We start from the raw sequence: 22,504 nt of genomic DNA on the forward strand, positions 1-22,504 counted from the left end.
ACTGTTCACCATGTGATGGGGTTTACACATTGTTGTAAACTAAGTTTACATATAGTATGATTATTTTGATTAGTTAAACATGTTAATAGAGGTGATCAAATGCTAGTTCAAGATGTCATGATAAGAGACTTTCCAGTTTGTACAGCTGATCAATCTATACAAACTGCTCTCATTCTGTTTTCAGAAATCGATTCCCACATTATCCCTGTAGTAGATGAGTCTTCTAAACTAACTACTATAATTACTAAAAATAAATTGTTACAAGCATTGAGAGAAGGAGCCACTACAAAAGAAGCCATATCCAGTTTTCTAACAAAAAACCCCGTATATCTTAAGCCAGAGATGTTGCTTACTACCGCTAGAACATTATTGCTTAAGAATAATATTGGTCATGCACCTATTGTGGATGAATTCTCAAAACCTATAGGTCTCCTTTCTACTGCGCAGATCTTATGGGCTTACGACTTGAGCTATGAACGGATTCAGAGCCAACTTTCATTGATTTTTGAGAATATGAGTTTTGGACTTTTCTCTGTCGATAAAAACTTCATCATTACAACAGCCAATCCGATTGCCGAGGACCTTTTGCATATGACGGCTAGTGAAAATTTGTCGATCAAGGAGATACATGGGCTAGAAGAAATAAACGACTTGTTGGTGGGAGTTCTAGAACAAAATAAACCTGTCATGAAAAAGAAAATACAGCTCCACAACCACATTTTAATTGTTCAGTGCTACCCCTTATACGAGAAAGAAAAATTAGTAGGCTCGATGGTTATCACGGATGACTGGACCAATTTCGAGAAAATCGCAAATGAATTACGATTCTCGAAAGAATGGGAAGAAAAGTTGCACAGCGCGATAGAGATGGCCTATGATGGATTGATTTTAGTCGATTATGATGGAGTCATTACTATGGTCAATAAAGGCTTCAGCGACTTATTTTCTGTCAACGAGAATGAGATTCTAGGAAAGCCGGCTTCAGAGTGGTTTCCAGAATTAGGTTTCTCCGAAGTATTATCCACCGGTGTAAAGATAACAAATTCAGCTAAATTAATTCATGATACACAATGTCTTATTACGATTCGACCTATTAAAAACAATGAACAAATTATTGGAGGGATATGCAAAGTAACGTATCGAGGCTTAAAGCAGTTACAAGAAGCTTTAAAAAAGGTATCAACACTGGAACAGCAACTGAGTCACTACCAAAAAGAGCTCGGTGATTTAAAAGGAACGAAATATTCATTCGCCGATATCGTTGGGGAATCCTATATTATCCAACAAGCGAAAAACACAGCTGCTTCAGCTGCCAGCAGTACTTCGACAGTACTATTACTTGGAGAAAGTGGGACCGGAAAAGAATTATTTGCACACGGTATCCATGCATCCTCTTCACAAATGGGAAGATTCATTCAGGTGAATTGCTCGGCTATACCACACGAATTGATGGAATCTGAGTTCTTTGGTTACGAAGACGGAGCATTCACAGGGGCAAAAAAAGGAGGGAAAAAAGGGAAACTTGAAATGGCACAAAACGGCACACTCTTCCTGGATGAAATTGGGGATATGCCGCTTGCTCTTCAATCAAAACTTTTGCGTGTCTTGCAAGAAAAAGAGTTCGAACCTATTGGTGGGCATCGTGTTGTCAATTTGCAAACCAAGATTATTGCAGCTACAAATAAAAACTTGGAAGAGCTAGTTAGCGAAGGGAAGTTTCGAGAGGACTTATTTTATCGTCTGAATGTTATTAGAATCGATATTCCTCCCCTGAGAAAGCGGCTGGATGATTTGCCGGATATCGTACATTCAATAATCAATAGACTGAAAAAATCTGAATTTGATTTGCAAGGAATTACACATTCCGCTATGACGAAACTCATCAGCTATCAATGGCCCGGCAACATAAGAGAGTTGCATAATATTATCGAACGCGCCGCAAATTTAACGGAAGATGGTTATATTGATGTCCACCATATACCAAAAAGCCTCGGATCATCTACTTCTCATCGCATCGAAAGCTCGCAAAGTGCACTCTCGTATTCTCAAGATACCGTTGCCGTATATAAGCACAGTGAAAAAGAGAGGATCGAATCCGCCCTGGTCATGGCCAATGGAAATAAAGCAAGAGCGAGCCGAGATCTCGGAATTAGTCGGACATGGCTCTATAAAAAGATTCGAGAGTACGGCATTGAGTGAGCATTCTGCCTTTTTCAGGCAGCAAGAACTGCGATAGGCTTTTCAGCTATTGCAGTTTACAGGAGAGTGGTTTTTTCGAGTGAAAATCATCAAATTTATTTGTTGAAAACTCTTTAATCTAGTTTTATGTTTACACTCTCTCATTAATCGTTGCCGGTATCTTATAATATATCGATTGTTTCAAAATCTCTTTAGAGGTAACGGTCGAATTATCTAGCTAGGGAATACCCAACGCTTTCAGAAACATTAATGTTACTTGTTCCCGAATCATGGCTCCAGCTATTTATGAAGCAACTATTAAGTATATCAATACGTAAAGAGGTGCCAGGTCTCGATACTATTCTAAATTTTGTGTAGACCTGGTACATTACTTCTCATCGTCACATACACTTCTCAATGATCCGACTCCTTCACGCCCCCAGCCTCTACATGAATGATCGACCCAATCTGTTCAACCTTTACAAATACGCCAGTATAAACAGGTGTAAAACATTGACCTGTGTGGTTGGAACCTTCACAAAATCTGTCCCTGATGACTATATGCTCGTATTCAATCTCATCGTAGCCTGCCGATTTGCCGGTGAAGTAGAACATATTGGCACCCTGCTCCCTTGTAATATCGGAGATCTGCTCATAATTCTTAGATCTAATGCTGTACTTTCCGATATCGTATTTGTCCACTCTACCATATGAATCTGTCGGCTGGTCCTTCAAAGTGCGTATCGAATACCACTTTGAATAAACCAGAACTGATTTCACGGTCTGTAATCGATTGGATGAATTCCCATCCAATATCACTTGTTTCGAACATCACCACATTTGAGGGCTTCACATCTTCAGTAGCTTTGATCATCTTCGCTGCTTTCCCTCTCGTAATTTCTCTATTCGAGCTAAATGTGGAAGGCGTCGTTCCCGCTGTAATGCCCAGTTCAATGCCATTTGACCTCGTTTGATCGCGGATCATTCGAATCGTATCGTCCGTACCCATAGCCTCCGATAATCCCTTTTCCCGCCATCGCAGCGATCGCTTTATAATAGCCGTTCGCTTTAGACACGTCTTTGAAATTAGGATTCTTGATAATGTCTGTATCAAGCTTGATTATCTTCCCAATAATCGCTGCAGCTTATCCTCTCGTAATCGAATGGCTCGGTTTGAACGTACTATCCGGATATCCTCCGATAATATCGCGCTCTGCCAGCTCATTTACCGCCTGTGCGAAATGCTTCGACGAAGGTACATCTTTAAACAATTGCTTGACTGCTGCCGAGCTAGATAATGGTAAGCTACGCGCAATCAGCAATGCGACCAGAGCTGTCTTGATTATTCTTTTCGCTTTATTTCTCTCCTTTTATTCTTAAATAACCTGATTATATTCAGGTTGCCGTCTGTTTTTTGCAATGTAGATAAGGAGAAAGCGAAAAAATTTCAAAACTTTTATATTATCTTTTATAGATAATGTCTTTTTCGATAGTTTTCTGCTGAAGCAAATTCTGCTTTCTATCTTCTCTAAATATCCTAACCAGCAATCCATCGCTATTTTCACCCATACAACGTATAATAAGAACAGCAGAAGAAGAATCCATTCTTCCTTTAGTAAAAAAAGAGGTGCAATTACTTGAAACAGTTTGAAACAGCATTACCTGAGCAGTATCAATCATTAAAGAAACAGGCCAATTATACGTCTAGCTGGCGAGAGCGTTTGGAAGCAGTCAACATATTATCGGATTATCAACATGACAAAGTCATAGATTTATTAAAAAATCGCATGCAGCATGATACTGTCCACCAGGTGCAATTAGCAGCTTATGAGGCACTTGTGGCGTTTGGCGAGGACGTAGAGAAGCCATCACCAGCACGCTTTGATATTATCAAAAACACAGACAAAATCTTTCTTCGCGTGAAAAAGAGCTTGCCGAAGGATCATACTGTGGCAGACTTTGCGGATAAATTAAAACGTATGCGTGTAGATGTCTTTGATGCGTATGAAGGCGATAAAGGTGCAGAATTTATGAATTGGTTAGAGGAACGTTGGGCAAAACTGTAATACGTAGTTTTGCGATGTATGTAGGAAAGTCATTCTCTCCGCTTGTGGAGGGTATGGCTTTTTCTTATTAATAAAAGCATCTCATTTATTGTTCCGTAGCTGTCTTCTATTTTTCTTTGTTGCCAAATCTGCCAGCCTTACCGGGATAGGTAATCGACTTTCGCTATTTATTAATGCCTCCGTGATAGTAGTGGCCGTTGGTAAGTCTATATAGTTCCCACATGAAACAAATATAGGTTTTACATCTTGATGTGTTCGTAAAACTCTGCCGTATATCTTGTTATTAATGATGATATCCGCAAAAGAGCCCGCCCTATTTTTGGGCATTTCAAATTCGGCATCAGCTATTTTCAAGTAACTTTTGGCAATACCGATCGTTGGTTTATTTAGAAAGAAAGAAGCATGCGTTGCGATTCCCATATGCCGCGGATGCAAATAGCCATTGCCATCAAACATAAATAGATCTGGCGTATGTGTAAGCTTTTGGGCCGCTTCAATCACTAGGGGAAGTTCCCGAAATGCCAAATATCCTGGTATATAAGGGACTACGACCATTCCGTTGCTATGTGTTTCTTCAATCACCGCCTTTGTCGCATAGTCCATGACGATTATGCTACAAACACCCCATTCAATTCCTTCATCTTCCCAGTAAGCTACATCCACACCCGCAATGAACTGGATATCAGTAGCAGTCAATCTGTTTACCTTACTTATCTTTTCTTTTAAATTGGTTTGAATGGCATTCCATTTATTATTGTCGGTTGATAGCGGATGGATATCCTGTATGTGTATGTTCATTCCTCCTAGACAATTTAATTATATAATTCTATCGAGAAATCGATTAGCTTCCTTTTATCCATAATATGTTCGTTATTATGTATATATATACTCCGACCCGTTAATGGTGTGTTCATTTCTTAAAGCGTATTAATTTGTATTTAAATAAAAACGTCATCCCAATATTCATGATGAAATGAACAAATATCGGTACTAGCAGATTATTTGTTTTAAAATAGATCGAACCAAAAACTACGCTCGGAATGCTGATATCAGTAACATAATGGGCTTTTTAAAATATTGGATATGAAAGACCAAAAATAATCCGGTCGTTAATAGAATGGCCGTCCACTCGTGGGATGTATATAAGAAAAGTACATTTTGAATGATGCCCCTAAATAATGTCTCTTCAAACAGTGCTGCTATAAACATAAGAGTAAAAATCCTTGGTAGTGAATCGTCTTGGTATGTATGATTGTTATCGTCGATAAAATTCGATGGAATAGTTAAAGTCAAGACGACTCCGAATAGTAATAAGGCAATAGATGCAACACCTAAAATCATGAGAGATTCGATTGGTCGATCAAACGAAAGTAGATTTTGTATTGTAAGTACATCGTAAATTAAAAGGGCAATGATGATAGCAAAACAAACGAACGTAAATGAAGAAAATACAACCATCATGTCTTTGGTTGCGGGATTATGCGTGCTGTTTTCGGACCTATTCTAAGCTTGATCCATTTATATGACTTCCTCTCTAGATGACGTCACCCAAACTGAATTACTATCTAGTAATTCTTAAACTTAATAAAATGGTTAGCTTTATGAGAACAGGCATAATCCTTATTGAAGAATTATGCCTGTTAATAGAATAACCTTTCATTTTTTCGGGAGGGCTCCATTCGTTATCTTATTCATCGCCTTATCTGATAGCGTTCCAATGCAGGATAGAACAAGGAAAACTATGACGATGAAAGAGAAAGACTGCAAAAAGAAATTCGAAAACTTTGCCGCCAACCAATTTCCACCGTAAAAAATGAGGGTCGTTATAGCTAGTACCGTAAGAATAAAATTGATCGTCACACCTATAAGTTGGCTTGTATGTAGTTTTTTAATCTCTCTCCAAGTTTCTTTGTCTTTTATGAAATTACGTATCACTAGCAATACAAGTAATGAAATCAATACAAGATCGTTCATGATATCCCTCCTCATGCAGCGAGCAATTCTTTTGTAGCTTAGAACTTTACAGAATACCCAAACCCTTAATCAAAACTTATCCCATCAGCGCCACATCTCAATTTAAAAAAGTATTGAATACTCTCATTCTCACATTCAATCGTATCATGTAGTTTCCGCAATGTTCTCTTACCTACTCCTCTGTCCACTATAGCTAGGATTTTCAAATAGACATCACGTGAACTTAAAGATGCTTCTATTGGCGAGTTCAAGTACTCCTCCAATGCACCAAAAAAATAATATTGGGCTAAGATACCCTCTGCTTTAACTATTTCATGAGCTTGTAATGAAACTTCTACATGTAAATCTTGTTCATCGATATCGTATTCAATATTTTGTTTCTCTCTACTATCCCAATCTCTTTTATACATTGCCCTTTCCGCAGTAATTGTACTCATACTTTGTTTTTCTTGTTTATACACTGTGATAACAGCCTATCCTAATTGATTTTGGGCTTTGAGATAATTAATAATATGATAATTTATCCGATCTTGTAACAATCACAGGTGAAAATTTTTTTCACTTTACTCCATTTCAGTCTAAACATATTCCACCTCGTATCTAAAAATCTTGTACTATTCTTTTGGCGCACCCATTTTTAAAATGTAAATATTCTTCAGTTCTTAGAAGGCATTACCCAAACTTTATATCTATCGTCTATTGACCTTTCTGTAATCACCCTAAATTCCCTTGTCTCCGCAAGTCTAAAAGCTAAAGCATACGCTATTTTATAATCAGACGTTTCATAGCCATCGTACAGTTTTGCATACATTTCATTCGCTATTGAATCAGCCCAAACATCCGCTTCGAACAAGCTATCAAATATGAAATTTTCTACTTTCCATTTATATGTCATCCACTATCCACCTCTCTAATCTCCTAACTACTTAAGACCAGATTATATATACTAGGCCCCCACCTGTTGACGAAAGAACTAATCATTTACCTAGTAAGATAAGCTTAATTCATAATGATAAAATTGTGTATCGCGCTCATACCCGTTTTTCTCATATAGTTTTTGAGCCGTGTAGTTATCTGGTGCCGTCTCCAACACAATACTTTTTGCGCCTGTTTCACGTGCATAGTCTTTCGCCTTTTGTAAAAGTGTTTGACCAATTCCTTGTTTTCGGGCTTCTGGATCTACAAACATATCATTTAGTATCCAAGATTTTTTCATCGAAATGGATGAAAAAGTAGGATACAGTTGTGTGAAACCGACGTACATTTGGTTGTTCTTCACCACAAATACTACAGATTCTTTATTTTCCAGACGTTCTTTTATATAATTTCTTGCGCCTTCCACGTCTGAAGGTTGTTCATAGTACACGTGGTATGCATTGAATAAATTCGCTACACCTTCTAAATCCGCAATCGTAGCTTGATATACTTCCATTTAAAATCCCCCTAGTCGTTTTTATATCTCCATTTTGTATTTCAGTTGTATTTCATTATTCCTTGAAATAAACCGTATACAGATCAAGCTTCACTCTACTATTCATACGTTCATAAAGTGCAGAAGGGTTCACTTTTTCGAAGGTTTCAAATTGATTTAACTTTGTTCTATCCATTTCTACTCTATCCATTTTCAAAAAGAAAAGCACCGCGGTATGCGATGCTTTTCTCAATTCCACTATTTATTGATGACGTACGATAAATCGTAATTTCTTCAATCCTTTTTTCGACTTCCTCACCGCAGTATGAACATGCGCATATAACTTTTCTACCTTCGCGCGTTCTTCATGGGTCACGCCATGTGGACTGTACTTAGCTTTTTGATAGATTTTCAACCCGTCCTCGAAGTCCTGTCGAAGTTGCGGATCGATCTTGCCAACTGCTTCAGGTAGCGTTTCGAATGAAGGCAGCTTCGCGACGACTTGTTCTTTCTCTAGCATCTGCACCATGAGCTGTACATGGTGTACAACAGCTAATCGATAATCTTTCACTTGGAGTTTTTGTTGACGTTTTCTTTTTCTCAAGACGTACAGCACGAACAGGATGAATATAACTAACGCAATGACAATATTCAGCCAGAACCACAAAACCGTGTTTGGATTCACTTTTTGCGTGTTTTCTGGTTCTTCTAGATTTTGTTGCACTTCTGTCGTGTCATTCGGTTCAGGTTCAGCCGTGCTTCCGCCATTTTCGTCCGGTGAATCGGATCCGCCCGGTGCTGGATAGTCTTGTTTATTGATCTTCGGCATTTTCTCAGCATACCCCGGTGTCACTTCAATCGGCACCCAGCCGACCGTATCGACATAGATTTCTGTCCACGCATGGGCATTTTTCTCACTGACGTTGATTTCACTGAATGACGGTACATCTTTCACGTCATCTAGTCCGACGATATAGCCTTCCGCATAACGCGCAGGCGTGCCGAGCATTCTGAATGCCAATGTAGCAACTGTCGCATAGTGAACGGAATAGCCTTTTTTCGACTCTTCCAGAATTCCCGTTACGAAATCCTGATCTTTTATCGGTTCGGCATGTTCGTTATAACTCATCGACTGTGCGAGGAAACGTTCCACTTCCTGAATCGCTTGTTCGTACGGTAAACGTGTTTCCGCATCGAGTACGCTTTCATTCAAATGATTACGCAATACGTTCCAACTGTCCTGCGGCACCGCGAGATAGTTGTTGTAGACATATTGGTTATAATGACTTTCACGACGTAAATAGTCGGTGTCTTTTGTTGCGTATACTGCATTCGCGATTTGCGGATAATCGGTGTACGGCGTCAGCATATAGTTCATTTCCACTGTACGCCTGCCGAAAACCCCTGTCGCATGGAGCGCGTCGGCTTGTTTGGAACGGACAAGATCGGCATCTATGTCTGCTAATTCATACGGTGCGTAAATATACCGACTGGAAGCAGCGACGTTTTGAATGATAAGTTTCGCTTCTGCGTACTCATCCGGCAAACTACTTTCTGCTGCCAAGCTCAGTTGTTTCGCTCCGGTGAAATCTTCCTTTTGTAATGCTTCAAGCAGTGACTTCTCTTCCCTATACGCTTCTCCATCGATTTCCTTCCAGCCGCTCGGCGTGTAAGTCGAACCGACGAATCCTTTTAAATACAGAGGACTCGGATTTTCCATTGCGACTTTTAGCGCGGTATGGTCGTAAGGTGTAAACGTGGAAAGTCGATGGAAGTTTCCGGCTGTCAATACGGGCTCTTCGCCTGTATAATAGCGCCACTTCTCGCCTTGATAACGTACTTTGTCTTCCATTTTCGAACTACCTGTAAACTCTTCATCACCGTTTGGATTCATCGACGTATAGACGAACATCAGCACAACCAATGAAATAGGCACGACCGCAATCCGTTTCCACCAGCGTACGGGTAGTTGATTCATATACAGCAACGCCAGAATCAGCACCGTGAAAAATAGAATATCAAGGATCAATGCGGGTGATGTGCCGAGAAGTATTTGTATCGACCAAATCACGATAGCGAGCGCAACAGGAATCCAACGTTTTTGATTTGCGATGGCATAATACATGGCACTGCCGATCAGCAAAGCAATTTGACCGAGGATCATGCCGTTTAGCCACGAAGTCGTTTCATTGACGGATAATAGATCCATATAAATATGTTTGTGTTCTGAGAGTGCGATGAACAACGCGTTGATCGTTCGTTTCACGTCGTCTATGTACGTTGATAGGAAAATCAAACTGAAAACTACGCTCGCAATCAAGACGATGTCGCCGCCACGCTGTTTCCACTGTATACGCGCGACCATCCACAGCAAGACGAGAATGAGCGCGGGAACGCTACTCATCTCTGGCAACAGCATCGAACGGATTACGAGGAATGCCGCTACAATGACACAATACGCAACTACTCCATCTAGCCATTTCATGCGACGGATCCCTCCTTCTGATTCGAGATCACGACGGTCTGGTAGTCGGTACTACGCGCACTATTGGTCGTCAATACAATACAGTTTGGATAGGTTTGTTTGAGCCTTTTCCACTGTTCATCCGACATCGAAACTTGCGCGGCACTTCTCGTCAACACTTCTTTTATAGCGTTCGCTGCATCCCGTTCATTGTTGATCTTCAACTGCTCACCTGTCGAATGATCTACTAGAAGCTGGACTTCGTGATCGCCTGCGACATAGGAATAAAGCAGAGCGGAAAACGTCTCGATGAATTCATCATAGAGTGCCAAGCGATTGGTAAACGATGTAAAATCGATCGTCATCATAACGGCATTCCCTGTCAGCGTTTCATACTGTTTGACTAGTACATCATCGACTTTACTTGATAGTTTCCAGTGAATTTGTTTGACTGAGTCGCCCGGTTTGTACACCGACAATTCCACAAGCTCTTCGCCATTAATTTTCTTCATCGGAATCATGCCTGACGTTTGTAGCACATGTTGATTTTGCTCAATGCGTTGAAGTTTTAGTAAATACGGATTCGGCATGATCAATAGTGCGGATTGCGTATCCATTTTCTGCATCGAACGGAAGAACGTGAAACTGTCTTTGATCGTCAGTTGTGTGATTCGTATATTCACTTGTCCCATATAGTTCCGCGGCAACACGAACGAAAATTCTTCCGTACTTTTCGCTCGGATGGACAAGTCGTGCTGATGACTCTCTTGTCTGCCTGTAAATAGATGCTCGGTGACGAGATGTATTTGTAGGTGTGTAACGGGTATGCGACTCGTATTTTGTACGCGCAGTTGATAGCTCATTTGTTCATTTTTATAGATTTCATTCGCCGTGATAATCTCGCATTGAATTTTTCCTTTGACGAGATAGACGCTCAACACGAGCCACAGCCATACAATGAGAGAACCGACTGCGAATAATAGAGCGAAATGCGTCGTCGTGAAGATGAAAAACGCGAGCGTAAACAGCAGCCACACGACGCTAATGAGTAGTGTCCCTTTCATACGATCAGCCATTAAAATGTCGCAAGCATTGCTTGATCGGGCGTAGCAACACTGTGCAGTAAGTTTTCAAGTAGCGCATCCTGTTCATGTGCAGTACCAGGTACGCCTGACATGACGATGCGGTGTCGGCTTGTCGGCAACCACACAGCCTGGACATCTTCCGGAATGACGTAGTCGCGTTGTTGTAAAAAGGCATGTGCTTTCGCCATCTGACAAAGAGCGAGTGCGCCACGCGGGCTGATTCCTTGATGGATCGATGAATGATTTCTCGTTTTCTCGGTCAGTGCCGTGACGTAGCGCAAGATTTCATCGTCAATGAATAGGTTCTGTACTTGATGTTGTAGCGCAAGCAATTCGTTTTTCGTGATAATTTGTGTCAGTGAAGATAATGGATCTGCCTGTTGACGATTTCTCAGCATGGCTACTTGGTCTTCAAAATCGGGATACCCTACGCTCAATTTCGTCATGAAACGGTCGAGTTGCGCAGTTGGTAGTGGTTGTGTACCAATTGTGCCGTACGGGTTTTGCGTCGCGATGACGTGAAACGGCGCGGGCAGCGGATAGGTCACGCCGTCGACTGTTACTTGTTTCTCTTGCATCGCTTCAAGGAGCGCTGCTTGCGTTCTCGAAGATGTCCGGTTGATTTCATCGCCGAGCAATAAGTTGCACATGACCGCGCCTTCTTTAAAGACGAATTCGTTTTTCTCTTTGTCGAACATCGTGAATCCAATGACGTCAGACGCGACGACGTCCGGTGTGAATTGGATGCGGTTCGAATCGAGACCGACGACTCGGCTGAATGCTTTCGCGAGTGTCGTTTTCCCAACTCCCGGTAAATCTTCTAGCAATACATGTCCGCCAGCTAGGAACGTCATCCACACATTTTGGATGACGTCGTCTTTACCGTTCATTACTTTTTTCATTTCATTGAGTACGTGTGTTGATGGATTGCTCATTGTTTAGTTCCTCCTGTTGTTCATGTTCACAGCGTCTACGATGTCTTCCGTGATCTCGTTGATCTATATCAAACACTATTCTTACACCGATCGAATCTTCCAAGCTACCCAACGATAAAGAGGATGAATGCTACGGCTACTAGATCTTTCTTCATTATATCGCTCTACTCTCTTTAACGCCTTCTTTTTTTCATTCTACTTATTACTACGACGACCAAACCTGCGGCGACCTTGGAATTGAATGTCGTTCATACCTTTAATGAACGTGATTTCGGCTGTAAAATCATTCAGTTGCTTACCATTTAGCATCACGTTCATTTCCTGGGGAATGAGAGAATCGTCCAAATGATTTACAGTGACGACGTCTAGCGTGGAAGCCCCTACCTTTTCATTGAAATTAGAAGGAGCAGTTTTTTCAGTGGCAGTGTGGTTTTGAAATCAAAAAACCCCCACTCCCTGAATGAGATGGGGACCATGAAGGTGTCATGCTTACTTTCTATGGCAGGTCTCCTGACTTAGTGTCATTTTTTCCCCATTACAGTGGCCGGAAAGCTCAGGATTTTCACCTGGTTCCTATAGTTTTTGCGGGGTGAAATCAATAGACAGAGTAGTTAGGCTAGTTATAAAACTACAACTAAAGACTGGTATTTAAATCTATTTTTTAATCCTTTAAGCCTCTTTTTATAAAAAAAATAGTGTAGTAAAATAATATAGTAAACTATTTAATTGCAATACTAATATAGTAGGGGGACGAAGAAATGAAATTGCTTAAGAAAAAAATTGTACTTACAGGTACTGCTGCACTAATGATGTTTAGCTTATCTTTAGCGCCAGTCAATTTGACAAAGGACAACAATGGTGTTCAGTTAGTTACCAGTAAAGCCGAAGCTTCAAGTTGGATTTACGTCGATACCAAAAAAAGAAGCACAAGGGCTAATGACATATTAGCTAAAGGCGGAATTGCAGCACTAGGTTCATTATTGGCTATTCCACTTCCTTACACTGCACCTCTCTCCGCATTCGCCACTGTCATTATAAGTGAGAATATGAAAACGGCTTACTTTATTGATAAACGATCTATGCGTATGGCTGGTCACGTTTTCCAAGTTAAACACGAAATTCAAATGTATAGTGATTCAAGTTATAAAAAGAAAAAAGGTAAGCCAATTACCATCATACATAACGATACCGGTGGTCCTAAATAAACAAAGCGTTTCAAAGAAAGATTGGTTTTGGTTTCGGCTTCTTTGCATTCCATATAATTAACATACAAGAACCCCCTCATTCATGTCCAGTAACGACATAAACAGGGGGTTCTCTTCTATAGAAATCACTTCTCATCTTCCCCATCACACGGTGGTTTCTCAACAATCGTCTTCCCACTCGAATACAATCCGCTCGCCGACAATCCCATAATAATTCCGCCCAGTATCCCAGACTTCCAATCATTTGGAAACAAGTAGAAAATCCCGCCACCTATGCCTAATAGTAAGGAAAAGATTGGAATCAGTTTCTTCGGCAATCCATTCATCTTCAGAATTTCCGTTAACCCGATAATAACAGGGATCAGTACAATATCTGAAACTTCCAATGCGTGTCCCTCCTCTTTATCTATTCTATTCAGACTCTATGCAAGATGAATCGGCTTTTTGCATACAGTGTAGAAGAAAGATTGGTGAAAGGGGATGCCTATGGTCACTGGTTTGCTCATTATTTTAGGTTTGGTGTTATTGCTGCCGTTTACGGTCCCTCGTATTGAACGTAATTTGGAACTGTTTTTATTCGTTATGGGGTGTGCTGCGGCATTTGTTAGTGGGGTGTTGGAGTGGGAGTTATGGAATAAGGCATTACGCGATCCATTGCATATTACGCTCGCCGTTCTTGTGGCGGGAATAGTCTTTCGCTGGATACGACATCCATTTGAGAAAGCGGTAGTAGCAGGCAGCCGAATCATTCCATTCCGATTATTCTTGGCGCTAATTATTATGGGATTGGGATTGATTTCTAGTATTATCACGGCCATTATTGCAGCGTTAGTCCTCGTGGCCATCGCGTCCGTCTTGCAAATGGACCGACGTTCAGAAATTCGTTTTGTGATCTTGGCGTGTTACGCAATCGGCATGGGCGCGGTGCTGACACCAATCGGTGAGCCACTATCGACGATTGCGACGAATAAATTGGATGAAGATTTTTATTACCTAATGAACTTGCTTGGAACCGATATTATAGCCGGTGTCTTCGTCTTTGGACTGCTCGCATTCTTCCTGATTCGCCCACGCAACCGCTCGCGGTACCGTTCTTCCGGACAAGCGGCAGAGTCGTACATAAGTATTTTCGGACGCGGCGTAAAAGTGTATATATTTGTTTTGGCATTGACATTGCTCGGTGCGGGATTTGAGCCATTGATCACCCTTTACTTACTCGATCTTCAGCCATTAACACTTTACTGGATCAATATGATTTCAGCTGTACTCGACAACGCGACACTTGCTGCTGCGGAAATCAGTCCCGCGATGGACGCATCAACGATCCAAGCGCTCTTACTTGGCTTGTTAATTAGTGGCGGGATGTTGATTCCCGGAAATATCCCGAATATCATTGCGGCTGGTAAACTCAATATTCGCAGTGGCGAATGGGCGCGTGTCGGTGTACCGCTTGGATTGCTTGCGATGGTTGTCTATTTCGTGATTCTACTTGGCAGACAATGAAAAAAAGACCGCGCAGGCGGTCCTTTCATTTTACTCGATTACTTTCACCCATACCCGATACTTTTTGTCATCCGTCTGAACCAATTTAGTATTGGGACTCGGTGCGCTATTCCTCTTTGTAAAACCTGCTTCAAACGAAGAAGTTTTGACACTTTCACCTAAGTTCTCCTCAGAAGGCATGCCGATGCCAATCGCATCCGTTACCGTCCACCTGTCATCTTTCTCTTTGTTCAACTTTGCGATGAATATTTCTTCCGTGCCGTCCAATATCCCTTTATAGACATTGATTACTTTATTATTATCGACTTCCAACGTACGATACACTTTCACCACTTCCGCAAAACCTTCCTCTGCATGAAGCTGTTCAATTGCCTCTTTTGGCGTGTTCGATGTCGTATTCTTATCTGCTGTTTGGCATCCTACCAATATGACTGTCAAAAACGTAATATAAAATAGTTTTCGAAGCATGAAATCCTCTCCTTATCTATTTTATTGAATAGCCTATTGTCGGCTATATTCAATCCTCATTTGATTCTCTTATCCCCGTGACATGCAAAATTTGATTTGAATATGATTCTTTTTATTTCTGCTTATCTAATCTTTCTGCAATCGATTGAAGGATTGCATTCTTGCGTTCCTGTAGTTTAAGGAATTTCAGCGCAAACCATATAGTGAATAGTAGGAATGCTAGCGGAATGATGTAAATGAATATATTTCCAGAAGATATGAATGGATCATACATATTATGGTGATGCATATGTATCTCCTCCCTTCACGATTTATGCTGACTGCTTCCTTTTCGGAAACAGATAAGACACTAACAACAAAGCCATTGCTAACCCAAATGCTGTATACGTCCACAAATTAAGCGTCGTTTCTGGAATCGTATACGCTACTTCCGTAATATAAAGGATCAGACGAACAATCTGCGTCCCTAAAACAATGAAGAGTGCTAAGTATTGCAATATATCGCGAGTATTTTTCTTATGTTTCGCCACTTGCACTACCTCCCACTGCTCAGGAAAGTGATTTTTCCATAGATACAATGGCAATCGACGTGCCATCCGTTCTATGTAATACCGATTCCTCACACACGTGATATCCGATCGACTGATAGAGTGAGATGTTTTTCGGCACATCCGCTCGTACTTTGCATGCTACTACTCTCTTCCCTTTTTGCGTCGCATACTCCTCTAAAAATCGCAGCATTTTTTTCGCAATACCTTGTCCTTGTCTTTCCGGCACGACAGAAAATCTAGAGAAATAGAGGCTTTCGTCTTCCAATCGGAAACGGACCATCGCGACGGGTTCCTCTTCCATGTAGCCAATCAACGCCTGTACACCACTTTGCATTTCAGCCGCGATACTCTCGACCGTCTCTTTCAACGCACTCGTCGGTGGTGTGGCCTTCTCGTATTCCCGGAACGCCCGGATCATCACGTCACGGATGACAGGGATATCGGAAATTTTCGCTTCGATAATGTTCATAACCGTCCTCATTTCTTTTTTTTACGTTGTGGAATGACAGAAGTGCATGCTGCTACGTCTCCATTTCCAAACAGTTCGATGGCTTCATACTTCTTGTCTATTTGTACTTTATGGAATTGCTGTTTCTGAAAACAATTTGATTCACCTTTGTCTTGATTCAGTCACATCTCACGAGGACTACGGCACAGGGAACTGTAACTCTTTTTTCAACAATGCTCCTCCTGTAACTTTATGAGGAATGCATATCTATCTATAACACTACTATTTCCCATGTTTTATGTAAAGTAACTACAAAAAAACACTGCAGGGAAACAGTGTTTTGGAATGCAAAGAAGAATAGAATAGGTAAAGAGTAGTTCGGTTTGTGCTACAGACGGGATACCCTAACCTTCTCGTTAGAATTTGAATAATGGTAGATTTCATTGAAGGTAATAGCTAACTACCTATTATTTTCTATCTTTTCAGTTTGAAAATAGTAGAGGCGCGACGGTGTATTGAGCGGTCACAAGCCTTTATAGAGCGGTTATCGATTGGCATAGAGCGCTTGCGGACGACGATAGAGCGGGTATCACATATCATAGCGCGGTCAAGCATATTTTATGAGCGCTTGAACGAATCTATGAGCGCGTCCACCCGAAACGTCGATTCACGTTACTTTATTCTCCTATTTAGCGATATTTTACCCAACCATCATCTTGTTTCTTGTCGCTCCCACGCTTGCTCAATCGTCCCAACACAAACGCGCCCGCGACTAAGCCAATCATCGTATTCGTCTTCTTGTTAAACACTTGTTTCACCATCAAGTTCATATTCTGCGGACGCTCCGCCAATCTTCGCATGAAGTACCCGTACCAGTCCTCGCCAAACGGCACGTATGTACAGAAATTATAGCCCTCTTTCGCTAATTGTAGCTGTAGATCATGGCGAAAACCGTATAGCATTTGGAATTCGAATTGATCATATGAAATATCATGCTCTTTTACAAACTGCTTCACATGCTGAATAATCGTATGATCATGCGTCGCAATCGACGTGAACTTTCCATGCAATAAGTGTTCTTCAATAATTTTTATATAATTTTCGTCGATTTCTTGTTTATTGATAAACGCAACATCCGGTGACTCTTTGTACGCACCTTTTACTAGACGCATGCGTGTGTCGTTGTATTTTTTCGTATCGTCTAACGCGCGATGAAAATAGGCTTGAATAACGGTTCCGACGTTTTCATAGCCTTTTGCTTTTAATTCGTCTACTAAACGGAACGTTGGTTCAAGTCGTGAGTGATTTTCCATGTCTAAATTAACAAATATACCTACTTGATTTGCATATTTAACGATTTCCTCTATCTGTTCTTTGCAAAATGCATAATCAATATCCAAACCGAGTTGAGATGGTTTGATCGAGATGTGCGCATCCACTCGATGTTCTTGGATTGCGTCCACTACGGTTAAGATTTGTTCTTTCGCTTCAACGGCCTCGCTCTTTTCGTACACAAATTCACCTAGATTATCAATCGTACATGAAATACCTGCTTGATTGAGCTCTTTGACACTGTCAATCATTTCTTCGATGTTAGTTCCCGCCACCACTTGTTGTGCTCCTAATTGGAAGCCGTATTTTTGGGCAGCTTGATTCAGTAGTTGATTTTCAGATAAACCGATAAAGAAATTTCTTAGCATAGTTTCCACCTCTTTTGTATAGTTCTTATATCAAAATTATAACACTACTCTGTCATGTAAGCCCATACATTTATTTATACAGATAATTTCAAGTCCCTATGAACGGCAACATTCGGTCTGCTGGACTATTTGGTTTGATAATATCTTGTAAATCGAGCAACGGAATCGGAAAATAAGGGAAGCCGGCTACGTAAGGTGAAATTTCGTATAGTTGGAAATAGACAACCAGACTCGTGTCTGCGATATAAAAATCCTGGTCAGGCTTGATTTTAGTGAATGGCTCAAGCACTGGAGTTTTCCATTGCTGAATATGGCGTCTAATATATTCAGAGACCCGCTGTACATAAGGACTGCCTGGCTTAAACATATCTTGCAACTTGTATTGCCTTCCCGTCTTCGTATCAAATGTCAGAGATTTAACGTAAGTCATTCCATGCGCTCCACCAGTAAACGAGTAGACGATCAAGTTGATACTGAAGAGATCACGTTGGTTATTTTTAATTTCATATGTTGCGACCATCTCGACCAGGCTTGGATCATAATAATTATTGTCTGTTAGCATGTTGTTCATTTCCTTGAATAGCACTTCATTTAGCTTCTGTTGAATTTTTGGATCATCCAGTTGCGTGATGACGGGATAATACACATCCACTTTCGGCTTGGCATTCGAGATGTGATACGTTTGTATAACCGCAGGGTTTCTCATCAGTTCATCCTTCCCGAGACATTTGTTTACTATATGCAAGGGATGGAGAGAAAGTTTCTCGCTTTTTTTTTGGCCGTATGATAGGATAACCACTGACTGATATAAGGATGTGAAGTAAAATGATCAATATTACACTACCTAAACCGGACGTAACAATCGTTCGCAGAAAACAAGAAATGGGACCGGATGAAACGCCGATTAAGCCAATCTATGGTTTCATCGATTTTCATGATATTCCACGTGATAAGGGCGGCCTTTTGTTGTTCTTCAACCAAAGCGACGAGTTATTATTCGTAGGAAAAGCACGAAAATTGCGTCCACGTCTGAAAAAGCATTTTGAAGACCAAGTATCCCCACTGCGTAATCACCGTGAAGAAGTAGCGAAAATTTCCGCTATTATCATCGATGATCCAATGGAACGCGAAATCTACGAAACGTACGTAATCAACACAGAGCAAGCAAAGTACAACGTAGAAAAAGTATTTTTCAGAGATTAAGCTGTCTGCTTTTGCAGACGGCTTTTATTTTTGCCTATACACCACCCGCTTCTTTCGAAAATTGGACATCTATTACATCCCCTACATGAATTCTTTCCGTTCCGAACGGATCGCGCAGCCTGATCGTCATCGTCCGCAAGTCGAGCGCTTCAATCTCTCCCTGATGAAAGCGAACTTCCCCATCATGCCAAGTTTTAATCGATGTCTCGACTCGCCTGCGCCATGCCACTTCAAGTGTCTCCTGCATCGTTTGTAGCTCCCAATCGGTTAACTCAGGCCGTTCTATATACTCATCTTCCCGTTGCCAACCACGTAGTCTCTCGAGGTGTTCAGGCAGCATAAGCGACGTCCACTTCAATTTCCCTCTATCTCGGTTCCTTTCCATCACATATTCCCCATTTCTCAAGCGTATGTACGTTCGTATTATACAGAACATACATTCTAAAATCAATGGTTAAAAAGACCATCGCTTAATAAGCGATGGCCGAGTGTTTATTTAGGTAATTTGAATGAACCGACAAACACTTCTAGTTCACGCGCCATTTGATTGGTCTGCGTAGAACGTTCTGAAATTTCTTCTATGCTCGCTGTCGTTTGCTCAGCGGCTGCTGCAATATTATTCGTCATATCTTCAATATTTTGTACAGCGTGTGTTAAATGCTCGATCAACTGCACTGCTTCTGTTGATTTCATAGCTTCCGACGTCATCAAGTTCGAGATATCCTTGATTTCTTTAACGGTTTCTCCTACCGCTACGGAAATATTACTCAATGACTGGGACGTAAGCTTCACTGTTTCTGTACCCTTCGTGATGTGTTTCGTATTTTCCGATGTGGAAGTAATGACTTGCTGGATACGGTCAGAAATATCCTTCACCAGCTTCTCTACTTCAAGTACTTCCTGATTCGATTGCTCAGCCAAGTTCCGTACTTCTTCCGCCACTACCGCAAAGCCTTTACCATGTTCACCTGCACGCGCCGCTTCAATTGATGCGTTCAGCGCAAGTAAATTCGTTTGAGCTGCGATACCCGCGATGGAACCCGTAATATTTTGAATCTTCGTCGTAGATTCAACCAAGTTTTGGATTGTATCTCCAACTTCTTGTGATCCATTTCGAATTAATTCCATATCGTGGCTAATTTCTTCTGCGCGTTTTGCACCTTCTAGTGCAATTTTCATCGTTTCATTGGAGTTAACGAGCATCGAATCGGCACTTTGTTTCGTATTGTTCAAACCACTTGCCAATCCCGTAAGAATACCTGTTGCGTGCTGGGCATTTGACGTACCATCCGTAACGGCCGTGACGACTTCTTCGATATTATTCGCAACCATCGTAATCGCTTCACGCATTTCGGAAAGTGATGCAGAAGTTTCTCCCGCGTTTTCAGATAAATGCTGCGATGTCGTATTCATCGTCGCGATCATGTCTTGTAGATTCACCGTCATCCGATTCAGTGTACGAGCCAAGTCTCCCACTTCGTCTTGTGACGTAACTTCTGTCGGTTGAACCGCCAAGTCGCCATCCGCAATTTTCTTCGCCTGCTCAATTAAGCTAGAAATCGGCTTCGTCTTCCGGCGAATGAGGAATCCTGTTCCGATTGAAGCAAGTATCATAGGAATAATGCTAATCAAAATTCCGTCACGAACGACATCCCATGTACGGTGTTTGACAATGTCAGCATCGAAGTCAATGACGCTAAATGCAATGATTTCCTTACTGGCATCCTGATCTTTATATAGTGGCGCATAACCTGAAAGCCGCTCCATGTCACCATACTCGTAAGGTTGAGAATATGTAGAATGTCGATGTTCTAGTAGATCCGCAATCGCTTCTTCATCTAAATGGAACGGATCTCCCGGCTTAAACCCTTTAGCTTTTAAATTGTCATCTAAAGCAACGAGCTTTCCATCCAAATCCAAAATATATTGTGTTTCAAATATATTCTTATGTTCGGTTGTCCAGTTCAACGTCTTCCCCAGCTCGTCTTGTGTATCGACATCGCCAGCCAAAGCCTTTTCCAAATCACCAGGTCGAATCAATCCAGTAGTAATATTGGCACAGCCGTATGCCTCAATTCCCGCAGCATCATACAATTTATCATAAGCCGTCTTATATGTAGCTAGTGATGTAATGGCTAACATCACTACCAATATCCCAGCTATAATCGTACCTAGCTGAAATGTTAACGAATCTTTAACTTTCATCAAACCTTATGCCCACCCTTCCTATTTGTTTCATCTAGTTCATTCGTTGTCTTTATCATACGCTATCAGTCTATAATTAAAAAGGAGAAATTGAAAAACTTTTTGATTTTAACATATTCTGTGGATGTACTTGTGCTAATCGTGTCACAACTGTTTTGTTTCATATATACTATAGGTATGATAATAATATATAAGCATAAAGTTTTTTGAAGGAAAGGGAGGTGTTCTGTTTTGAATGAAGACCAGACAATTTTCAATTTGGTACATTTGATGGATCAAGTGACAAATAAAATGCTGATTCGTTTCCAGCAAGAATCCAAGCTGTCTCTAGGAATCTCCCATATTCTCGTATTGCTAGAGTTACATAAAAAAGGTGAGCAACGTCCTTCTGATTTAGCTGAGACACTAGGCTTCACACCCGCTTCATTAACGCATTTATCATCAAAACTCATTAAAAGCGAGTGTATTACGTTACGTAATGATGAACAAGACCGTCGAACAAAGTATTGGAGTATAACACCCCAAGGCTTAGAAATTTTGACCGAAGCACAGAAATTCGGAATGCAGGTACGTTCGGAGTTCTTCAGTCACTTATCGGCTGCTGAACGAAATAGTTTAATCCAAATTTACACGAAGTTGAATAACACATTTGTTTGAAAAAAGCTGTTCCGTTAATGGAGCAGCTTTTTTTAGAGGTTGCGGGGGCGCTCATGCTTCCGCGATGGACGCTCTATAGCATGCGCTAGCCGCTCTATTAACGGCCGCATGCGCTCATACTTCCGCCACGACCGCTCTATAGCATGCGCTAGCCGCTCTATCCACGGCCCCACCCGCTCATACTCCCACCACGACCGCTCTATAACACACTCCACTCTATCTACAGCCCCGCCCGCTCATACTCCCGCCATGACCGCTCTATACCACGCGCTAGCCGCTCTATCTACGGCCCCACCCGCTCATACTCCCGCCACGACCGCTCTACACCACACGCTACCCGCTCTATCTGCAGCTCCACCCGCTCATACTTCCACCACAACCGCTCTACACACGCTAACCGCCCTATCACTGGCCGCATGCGCTCATACTCCCGCCATGGGCGCTCTATAGC

The 22,504-nt window shown here is 41.4% G+C and carries 29 protein-coding genes and 1 riboswitch; of the genes, 6 read left to right on the forward strand and 23 right to left on the reverse strand.

The features are described 5' to 3' along the window. The first annotated feature begins 99 nt into the window (after positions 1 to 99). Positions 100 to 2,199, forward strand: coding sequence for a sigma-54-dependent Fis family transcriptional regulator (locus tag CSV63_RS15715; RefSeq protein WP_099696656.1), 2,100 nt, complete (start codon positions 100 to 102; stop codon positions 2,197 to 2,199). A gap of 393 nt (positions 2,200 to 2,592) precedes the next feature. Here the strand turns inward: CSV63_RS15715 and CSV63_RS16830 are convergent, their stop codons facing one another. The 4 genes from CSV63_RS16830 to CSV63_RS16845 form a co-directional block, all read right to left on the reverse strand. After that, a complete protein-coding gene (locus tag CSV63_RS16830) occupies positions 2,593 to 2,793 on the reverse strand; it encodes a hypothetical protein (protein WP_233192165.1) in 201 nt (66 codons plus the stop codon). Between the two features lie 88 nt (positions 2,794 to 2,881). Further along, complete coding sequence (locus tag CSV63_RS16835; protein ID WP_233192167.1) at positions 2,882 to 3,187, reverse strand: hypothetical protein; 306 nt, start codon at positions 3,185 to 3,187, stop codon at positions 2,882 to 2,884. After that, positions 3,129 to 3,254 carry a hypothetical protein gene (locus CSV63_RS16840; protein WP_233192169.1) on the reverse strand — a complete coding sequence of 42 codons (126 nt, stop codon included), beginning with the start codon at positions 3,252 to 3,254 and terminating at the stop codon, positions 3,129 to 3,131. Before CSV63_RS16840 ends, CSV63_RS16835 begins: the two co-directional genes overlap by 59 nt. Positions 3,255 to 3,323: 69 nt before the next feature. Further along, positions 3,324 to 3,449 carry an S-layer homology domain-containing protein gene (locus CSV63_RS16845; RefSeq protein ID WP_233192171.1) on the reverse strand — a complete coding sequence of 42 codons (126 nt, stop codon included), beginning with the start codon at positions 3,447 to 3,449 and terminating at the stop codon, positions 3,324 to 3,326. Between the two features lie 366 nt (positions 3,450 to 3,815). Between CSV63_RS16845 and CSV63_RS15725 the strand changes: the two genes are divergently transcribed. Then, a complete protein-coding gene (locus tag CSV63_RS15725; RefSeq protein WP_099696657.1) occupies positions 3,816 to 4,244 on the forward strand; it encodes a HEAT repeat domain-containing protein in 429 nt (142 codons plus the stop codon). Positions 4,245 to 4,325: 81 nt separating this feature from the next. Here CSV63_RS15725 and CSV63_RS15730 read toward each other — a convergent pair whose 3' ends face one another. From CSV63_RS15730 to CSV63_RS15770, 10 genes are all read right to left on the reverse strand, one after another. After that, positions 4,326 to 5,042, reverse strand: a complete 717-nt coding sequence (locus tag CSV63_RS15730) for an endonuclease V (protein ID WP_099696658.1) — start codon at positions 5,040 to 5,042, stop codon at positions 4,326 to 4,328. A gap of 112 nt (positions 5,043 to 5,154) precedes the next feature. Beyond that, a complete protein-coding gene (locus tag CSV63_RS17045) occupies positions 5,155 to 5,292 on the reverse strand; it encodes a CPBP family glutamic-type intramembrane protease (RefSeq protein WP_369823873.1) in 138 nt (45 codons plus the stop codon). Beyond that, positions 5,274 to 5,705, reverse strand: coding sequence for a CPBP family intramembrane glutamic endopeptidase (locus tag CSV63_RS15735; protein WP_233192173.1), 432 nt, complete (start codon positions 5,703 to 5,705; stop codon positions 5,274 to 5,276). Before CSV63_RS15735 ends, CSV63_RS17045 begins: the two co-directional genes overlap by 19 nt. A 195-nt stretch (positions 5,706 to 5,900) precedes the next feature. After that, positions 5,901 to 6,218: a hypothetical protein gene (locus CSV63_RS15740; RefSeq protein ID WP_099696659.1), complete on the reverse strand. Its 318-nt coding sequence runs from the start codon at positions 6,216 to 6,218 to the stop codon at positions 5,901 to 5,903. Positions 6,219 to 6,283: 65 nt separating this feature from the next. Continuing rightward, positions 6,284 to 6,679: an SF0329 family protein gene (locus tag CSV63_RS15745; protein ID WP_233192175.1), complete on the reverse strand. Its 396-nt coding sequence runs from the start codon at positions 6,677 to 6,679 to the stop codon at positions 6,284 to 6,286. A 194-nt stretch (positions 6,680 to 6,873) separates the two neighbouring features. After that, on the reverse strand, positions 6,874 to 7,113 hold the full coding sequence (locus CSV63_RS15750) for a hypothetical protein (RefSeq protein ID WP_099696660.1): 240 nt from the start codon (positions 7,111 to 7,113) through the stop codon (positions 6,874 to 6,876). 90 nt (positions 7,114 to 7,203) lie between these two features. Beyond that, complete coding sequence (locus tag CSV63_RS15755; RefSeq protein ID WP_099696661.1) at positions 7,204 to 7,650, reverse strand: GNAT family N-acetyltransferase; 447 nt, start codon at positions 7,648 to 7,650, stop codon at positions 7,204 to 7,206. Between the two features lie 241 nt (positions 7,651 to 7,891). Continuing rightward, a complete protein-coding gene (locus CSV63_RS15760) occupies positions 7,892 to 10,114 on the reverse strand; it encodes a transglutaminase-like domain-containing protein (RefSeq protein WP_099696662.1) in 2,223 nt (740 codons plus the stop codon). Continuing rightward, the gene (locus tag CSV63_RS15765) at positions 10,111 to 11,169 is read right to left on the reverse strand and encodes a DUF58 domain-containing protein (protein WP_099696663.1); all 1,059 of its coding nucleotides are present in this window, start codon (positions 11,167 to 11,169) and stop codon (positions 10,111 to 10,113) included. Before CSV63_RS15765 ends, CSV63_RS15760 begins: the two co-directional genes overlap by 4 nt. Then, on the reverse strand, positions 11,169 to 12,113 hold the full coding sequence (locus CSV63_RS15770; RefSeq protein ID WP_099696664.1) for an AAA family ATPase: 945 nt from the start codon (positions 12,111 to 12,113) through the stop codon (positions 11,169 to 11,171). The genes CSV63_RS15765 and CSV63_RS15770 overlap by 1 nt, the downstream gene beginning before the upstream one ends. A gap of 483 nt (positions 12,114 to 12,596) precedes the next feature. Beyond that, positions 12,597 to 12,729, reverse strand: a riboswitch (cobalamin riboswitch). Positions 12,730 to 12,871: 142 nt separating this feature from the next. On the opposite strand from CSV63_RS15770, the gene CSV63_RS15775 reads away from it, so the two are divergent. Further along, the gene (locus CSV63_RS15775) at positions 12,872 to 13,318 is read left to right on the forward strand and encodes a hypothetical protein (RefSeq protein ID WP_099696665.1); all 447 of its coding nucleotides are present in this window, start codon (positions 12,872 to 12,874) and stop codon (positions 13,316 to 13,318) included. A 125-nt stretch (positions 13,319 to 13,443) separates the two neighbouring features. On the opposite strand, the gene CSV63_RS15780 is transcribed toward CSV63_RS15775, so the two are convergent. Further along, positions 13,444 to 13,704, reverse strand: coding sequence for a hypothetical protein (locus CSV63_RS15780; protein WP_099696666.1), 261 nt, complete (start codon positions 13,702 to 13,704; stop codon positions 13,444 to 13,446). A gap of 100 nt (positions 13,705 to 13,804) precedes the next feature. Here CSV63_RS15780 and CSV63_RS15785 point away from each other — a divergent pair, with 100 nt between their 5' ends. Continuing rightward, on the forward strand, positions 13,805 to 14,821 hold the full coding sequence (locus CSV63_RS15785) for a DUF1646 family protein (RefSeq protein ID WP_099696667.1): 1,017 nt from the start codon (positions 13,805 to 13,807) through the stop codon (positions 14,819 to 14,821). A 30-nt stretch (positions 14,822 to 14,851) separates the two neighbouring features. Here the strand turns inward: CSV63_RS15785 and CSV63_RS15790 are convergent, their stop codons facing one another. The 6 genes from CSV63_RS15790 to CSV63_RS15810 all read right to left on the reverse strand — a co-directional run bounded on the left by CSV63_RS15790 (position 14,852) and on the right by CSV63_RS15810 (position 18,694). Continuing rightward, the gene (locus tag CSV63_RS15790) at positions 14,852 to 15,289 is read right to left on the reverse strand and encodes a hypothetical protein (RefSeq protein WP_099696668.1); all 438 of its coding nucleotides are present in this window, start codon (positions 15,287 to 15,289) and stop codon (positions 14,852 to 14,854) included. Positions 15,290 to 15,401: 112 nt separating this feature from the next. Continuing rightward, positions 15,402 to 15,578: a hypothetical protein gene (locus tag CSV63_RS16575; RefSeq protein WP_158233981.1), complete on the reverse strand. Its 177-nt coding sequence runs from the start codon at positions 15,576 to 15,578 to the stop codon at positions 15,402 to 15,404. Positions 15,579 to 15,600: 22 nt separating this feature from the next. Beyond that, positions 15,601 to 15,819 carry a hypothetical protein gene (locus tag CSV63_RS15795; protein WP_099696669.1) on the reverse strand — a complete coding sequence of 73 codons (219 nt, stop codon included), beginning with the start codon at positions 15,817 to 15,819 and terminating at the stop codon, positions 15,601 to 15,603. 19 nt (positions 15,820 to 15,838) lie between these two features. Beyond that, on the reverse strand, positions 15,839 to 16,309 hold the full coding sequence (locus CSV63_RS15800) for a GNAT family N-acetyltransferase (protein WP_099696670.1): 471 nt from the start codon (positions 16,307 to 16,309) through the stop codon (positions 15,839 to 15,841). Positions 16,310 to 16,977: 668 nt separating this feature from the next. Further along, positions 16,978 to 17,988: a proline dehydrogenase family protein gene (locus CSV63_RS15805; protein WP_099696671.1), complete on the reverse strand. Its 1,011-nt coding sequence runs from the start codon at positions 17,986 to 17,988 to the stop codon at positions 16,978 to 16,980. A gap of 88 nt (positions 17,989 to 18,076) precedes the next feature. Then, positions 18,077 to 18,694 carry a DUF3298 and DUF4163 domain-containing protein gene (locus CSV63_RS15810; protein ID WP_099696672.1) on the reverse strand — a complete coding sequence of 206 codons (618 nt, stop codon included), beginning with the start codon at positions 18,692 to 18,694 and terminating at the stop codon, positions 18,077 to 18,079. Positions 18,695 to 18,813: 119 nt separating this feature from the next. Between CSV63_RS15810 and CSV63_RS15815 the strand changes: the two genes are divergently transcribed. After that, a complete protein-coding gene (locus CSV63_RS15815; RefSeq protein WP_099629859.1) occupies positions 18,814 to 19,191 on the forward strand; it encodes a nucleotide excision repair endonuclease in 378 nt (125 codons plus the stop codon). Positions 19,192 to 19,225: 34 nt separating this feature from the next. Here the strand turns inward: CSV63_RS15815 and CSV63_RS15820 are convergent, their stop codons facing one another. After that, positions 19,226 to 19,576, reverse strand: coding sequence for a YolD-like family protein (locus tag CSV63_RS15820; protein ID WP_158233982.1), 351 nt, complete (start codon positions 19,574 to 19,576; stop codon positions 19,226 to 19,228). A gap of 107 nt (positions 19,577 to 19,683) precedes the next feature. Next, positions 19,684 to 21,396, reverse strand: coding sequence for a methyl-accepting chemotaxis protein (locus CSV63_RS15825; protein WP_099696675.1), 1,713 nt, complete (start codon positions 21,394 to 21,396; stop codon positions 19,684 to 19,686). A 231-nt stretch (positions 21,397 to 21,627) separates the two neighbouring features. Here CSV63_RS15825 and CSV63_RS15830 point away from each other — a divergent pair, with 231 nt between their 5' ends. Further along, a complete protein-coding gene (locus CSV63_RS15830; RefSeq protein ID WP_099696674.1) occupies positions 21,628 to 22,053 on the forward strand; it encodes a MarR family winged helix-turn-helix transcriptional regulator in 426 nt (141 codons plus the stop codon). The last annotated feature ends 451 nt before the right edge of the window (positions 22,054 to 22,504 follow it).

It is taken from the genome of Sporosarcina sp. P34 (assembly GCF_002743375.1).
GTDB lineage: Bacteria > Bacillota > Bacilli > Bacillales_A > Planococcaceae > Sporosarcina.

Excerpts from the sequence above, each read along its gene's own strand:
- CSV63_RS15715 (WP_099696656.1), top strand. The coding sequence starts at position 100 with ATGCTAGTTCAAGATGTCATGATAAGAGACTTTCCAGTTTGTACAGCT.
- CSV63_RS16830 (WP_233192165.1), bottom strand. The coding sequence starts at position 2,793 with ATGTTCTACTTCACCGGCAAATCGGCAGGCTACGATGAGATTGAATAC.
- CSV63_RS16835 (WP_233192167.1), bottom strand. The coding sequence starts at position 3,187 with ATGGGTACGGACGATACGATTCGAATGATCCGCGATCAAACGAGGTCA.
- CSV63_RS15730 (WP_099696658.1), bottom strand. The coding sequence starts at position 5,042 with ATGAACATACACATACAGGATATCCATCCGCTATCAACCGACAATAAT.
- CSV63_RS15735 (WP_233192173.1), bottom strand. The coding sequence starts at position 5,705 with ATGATGGTTGTATTTTCTTCATTTACGTTCGTTTGTTTTGCTATCATC.
- CSV63_RS15740 (WP_099696659.1), bottom strand. The coding sequence starts at position 6,218 with ATGAACGATCTTGTATTGATTTCATTACTTGTATTGCTAGTGATACGT.
- CSV63_RS15750 (WP_099696660.1), bottom strand. The coding sequence starts at position 7,113 with ATGACATATAAATGGAAAGTAGAAAATTTCATATTTGATAGCTTGTTC.
- CSV63_RS15755 (WP_099696661.1), bottom strand. The coding sequence starts at position 7,650 with ATGGAAGTATATCAAGCTACGATTGCGGATTTAGAAGGTGTAGCGAAT.
- CSV63_RS15760 (WP_099696662.1), bottom strand. The coding sequence starts at position 10,114 with ATGAAATGGCTAGATGGAGTAGTTGCGTATTGTGTCATTGTAGCGGCA.
- CSV63_RS15765 (WP_099696663.1), bottom strand. The coding sequence starts at position 11,169 with ATGGCTGATCGTATGAAAGGGACACTACTCATTAGCGTCGTGTGGCTG.
- CSV63_RS15770 (WP_099696664.1), bottom strand. The coding sequence starts at position 12,113 with ATGAGCAATCCATCAACACACGTACTCAATGAAATGAAAAAAGTAATG.
- CSV63_RS15775 (WP_099696665.1), top strand. The coding sequence starts at position 12,872 with ATGAAATTGCTTAAGAAAAAAATTGTACTTACAGGTACTGCTGCACTA.
- CSV63_RS15785 (WP_099696667.1), top strand. The coding sequence starts at position 13,805 with ATGGTCACTGGTTTGCTCATTATTTTAGGTTTGGTGTTATTGCTGCCG.
- CSV63_RS15790 (WP_099696668.1), bottom strand. The coding sequence starts at position 15,289 with ATGCTTCGAAAACTATTTTATATTACGTTTTTGACAGTCATATTGGTA.
- CSV63_RS16575 (WP_158233981.1), bottom strand. The coding sequence starts at position 15,578 with ATGCATCACCATAATATGTATGATCCATTCATATCTTCTGGAAATATA.
- CSV63_RS15800 (WP_099696670.1), bottom strand. The coding sequence starts at position 16,309 with ATGAACATTATCGAAGCGAAAATTTCCGATATCCCTGTCATCCGTGAC.
- CSV63_RS15805 (WP_099696671.1), bottom strand. The coding sequence starts at position 17,988 with ATGCTAAGAAATTTCTTTATCGGTTTATCTGAAAATCAACTACTGAAT.
- CSV63_RS15810 (WP_099696672.1), bottom strand. The coding sequence starts at position 18,694 with ATGAGAAACCCTGCGGTTATACAAACGTATCACATCTCGAATGCCAAG.
- CSV63_RS15815 (WP_099629859.1), top strand. The coding sequence starts at position 18,814 with ATGATCAATATTACACTACCTAAACCGGACGTAACAATCGTTCGCAGA.
- CSV63_RS15820 (WP_158233982.1), bottom strand. The coding sequence starts at position 19,576 with ATGGAAAGGAACCGAGATAGAGGGAAATTGAAGTGGACGTCGCTTATG.
- CSV63_RS15825 (WP_099696675.1), bottom strand. The coding sequence starts at position 21,396 with ATGAAAGTTAAAGATTCGTTAACATTTCAGCTAGGTACGATTATAGCT.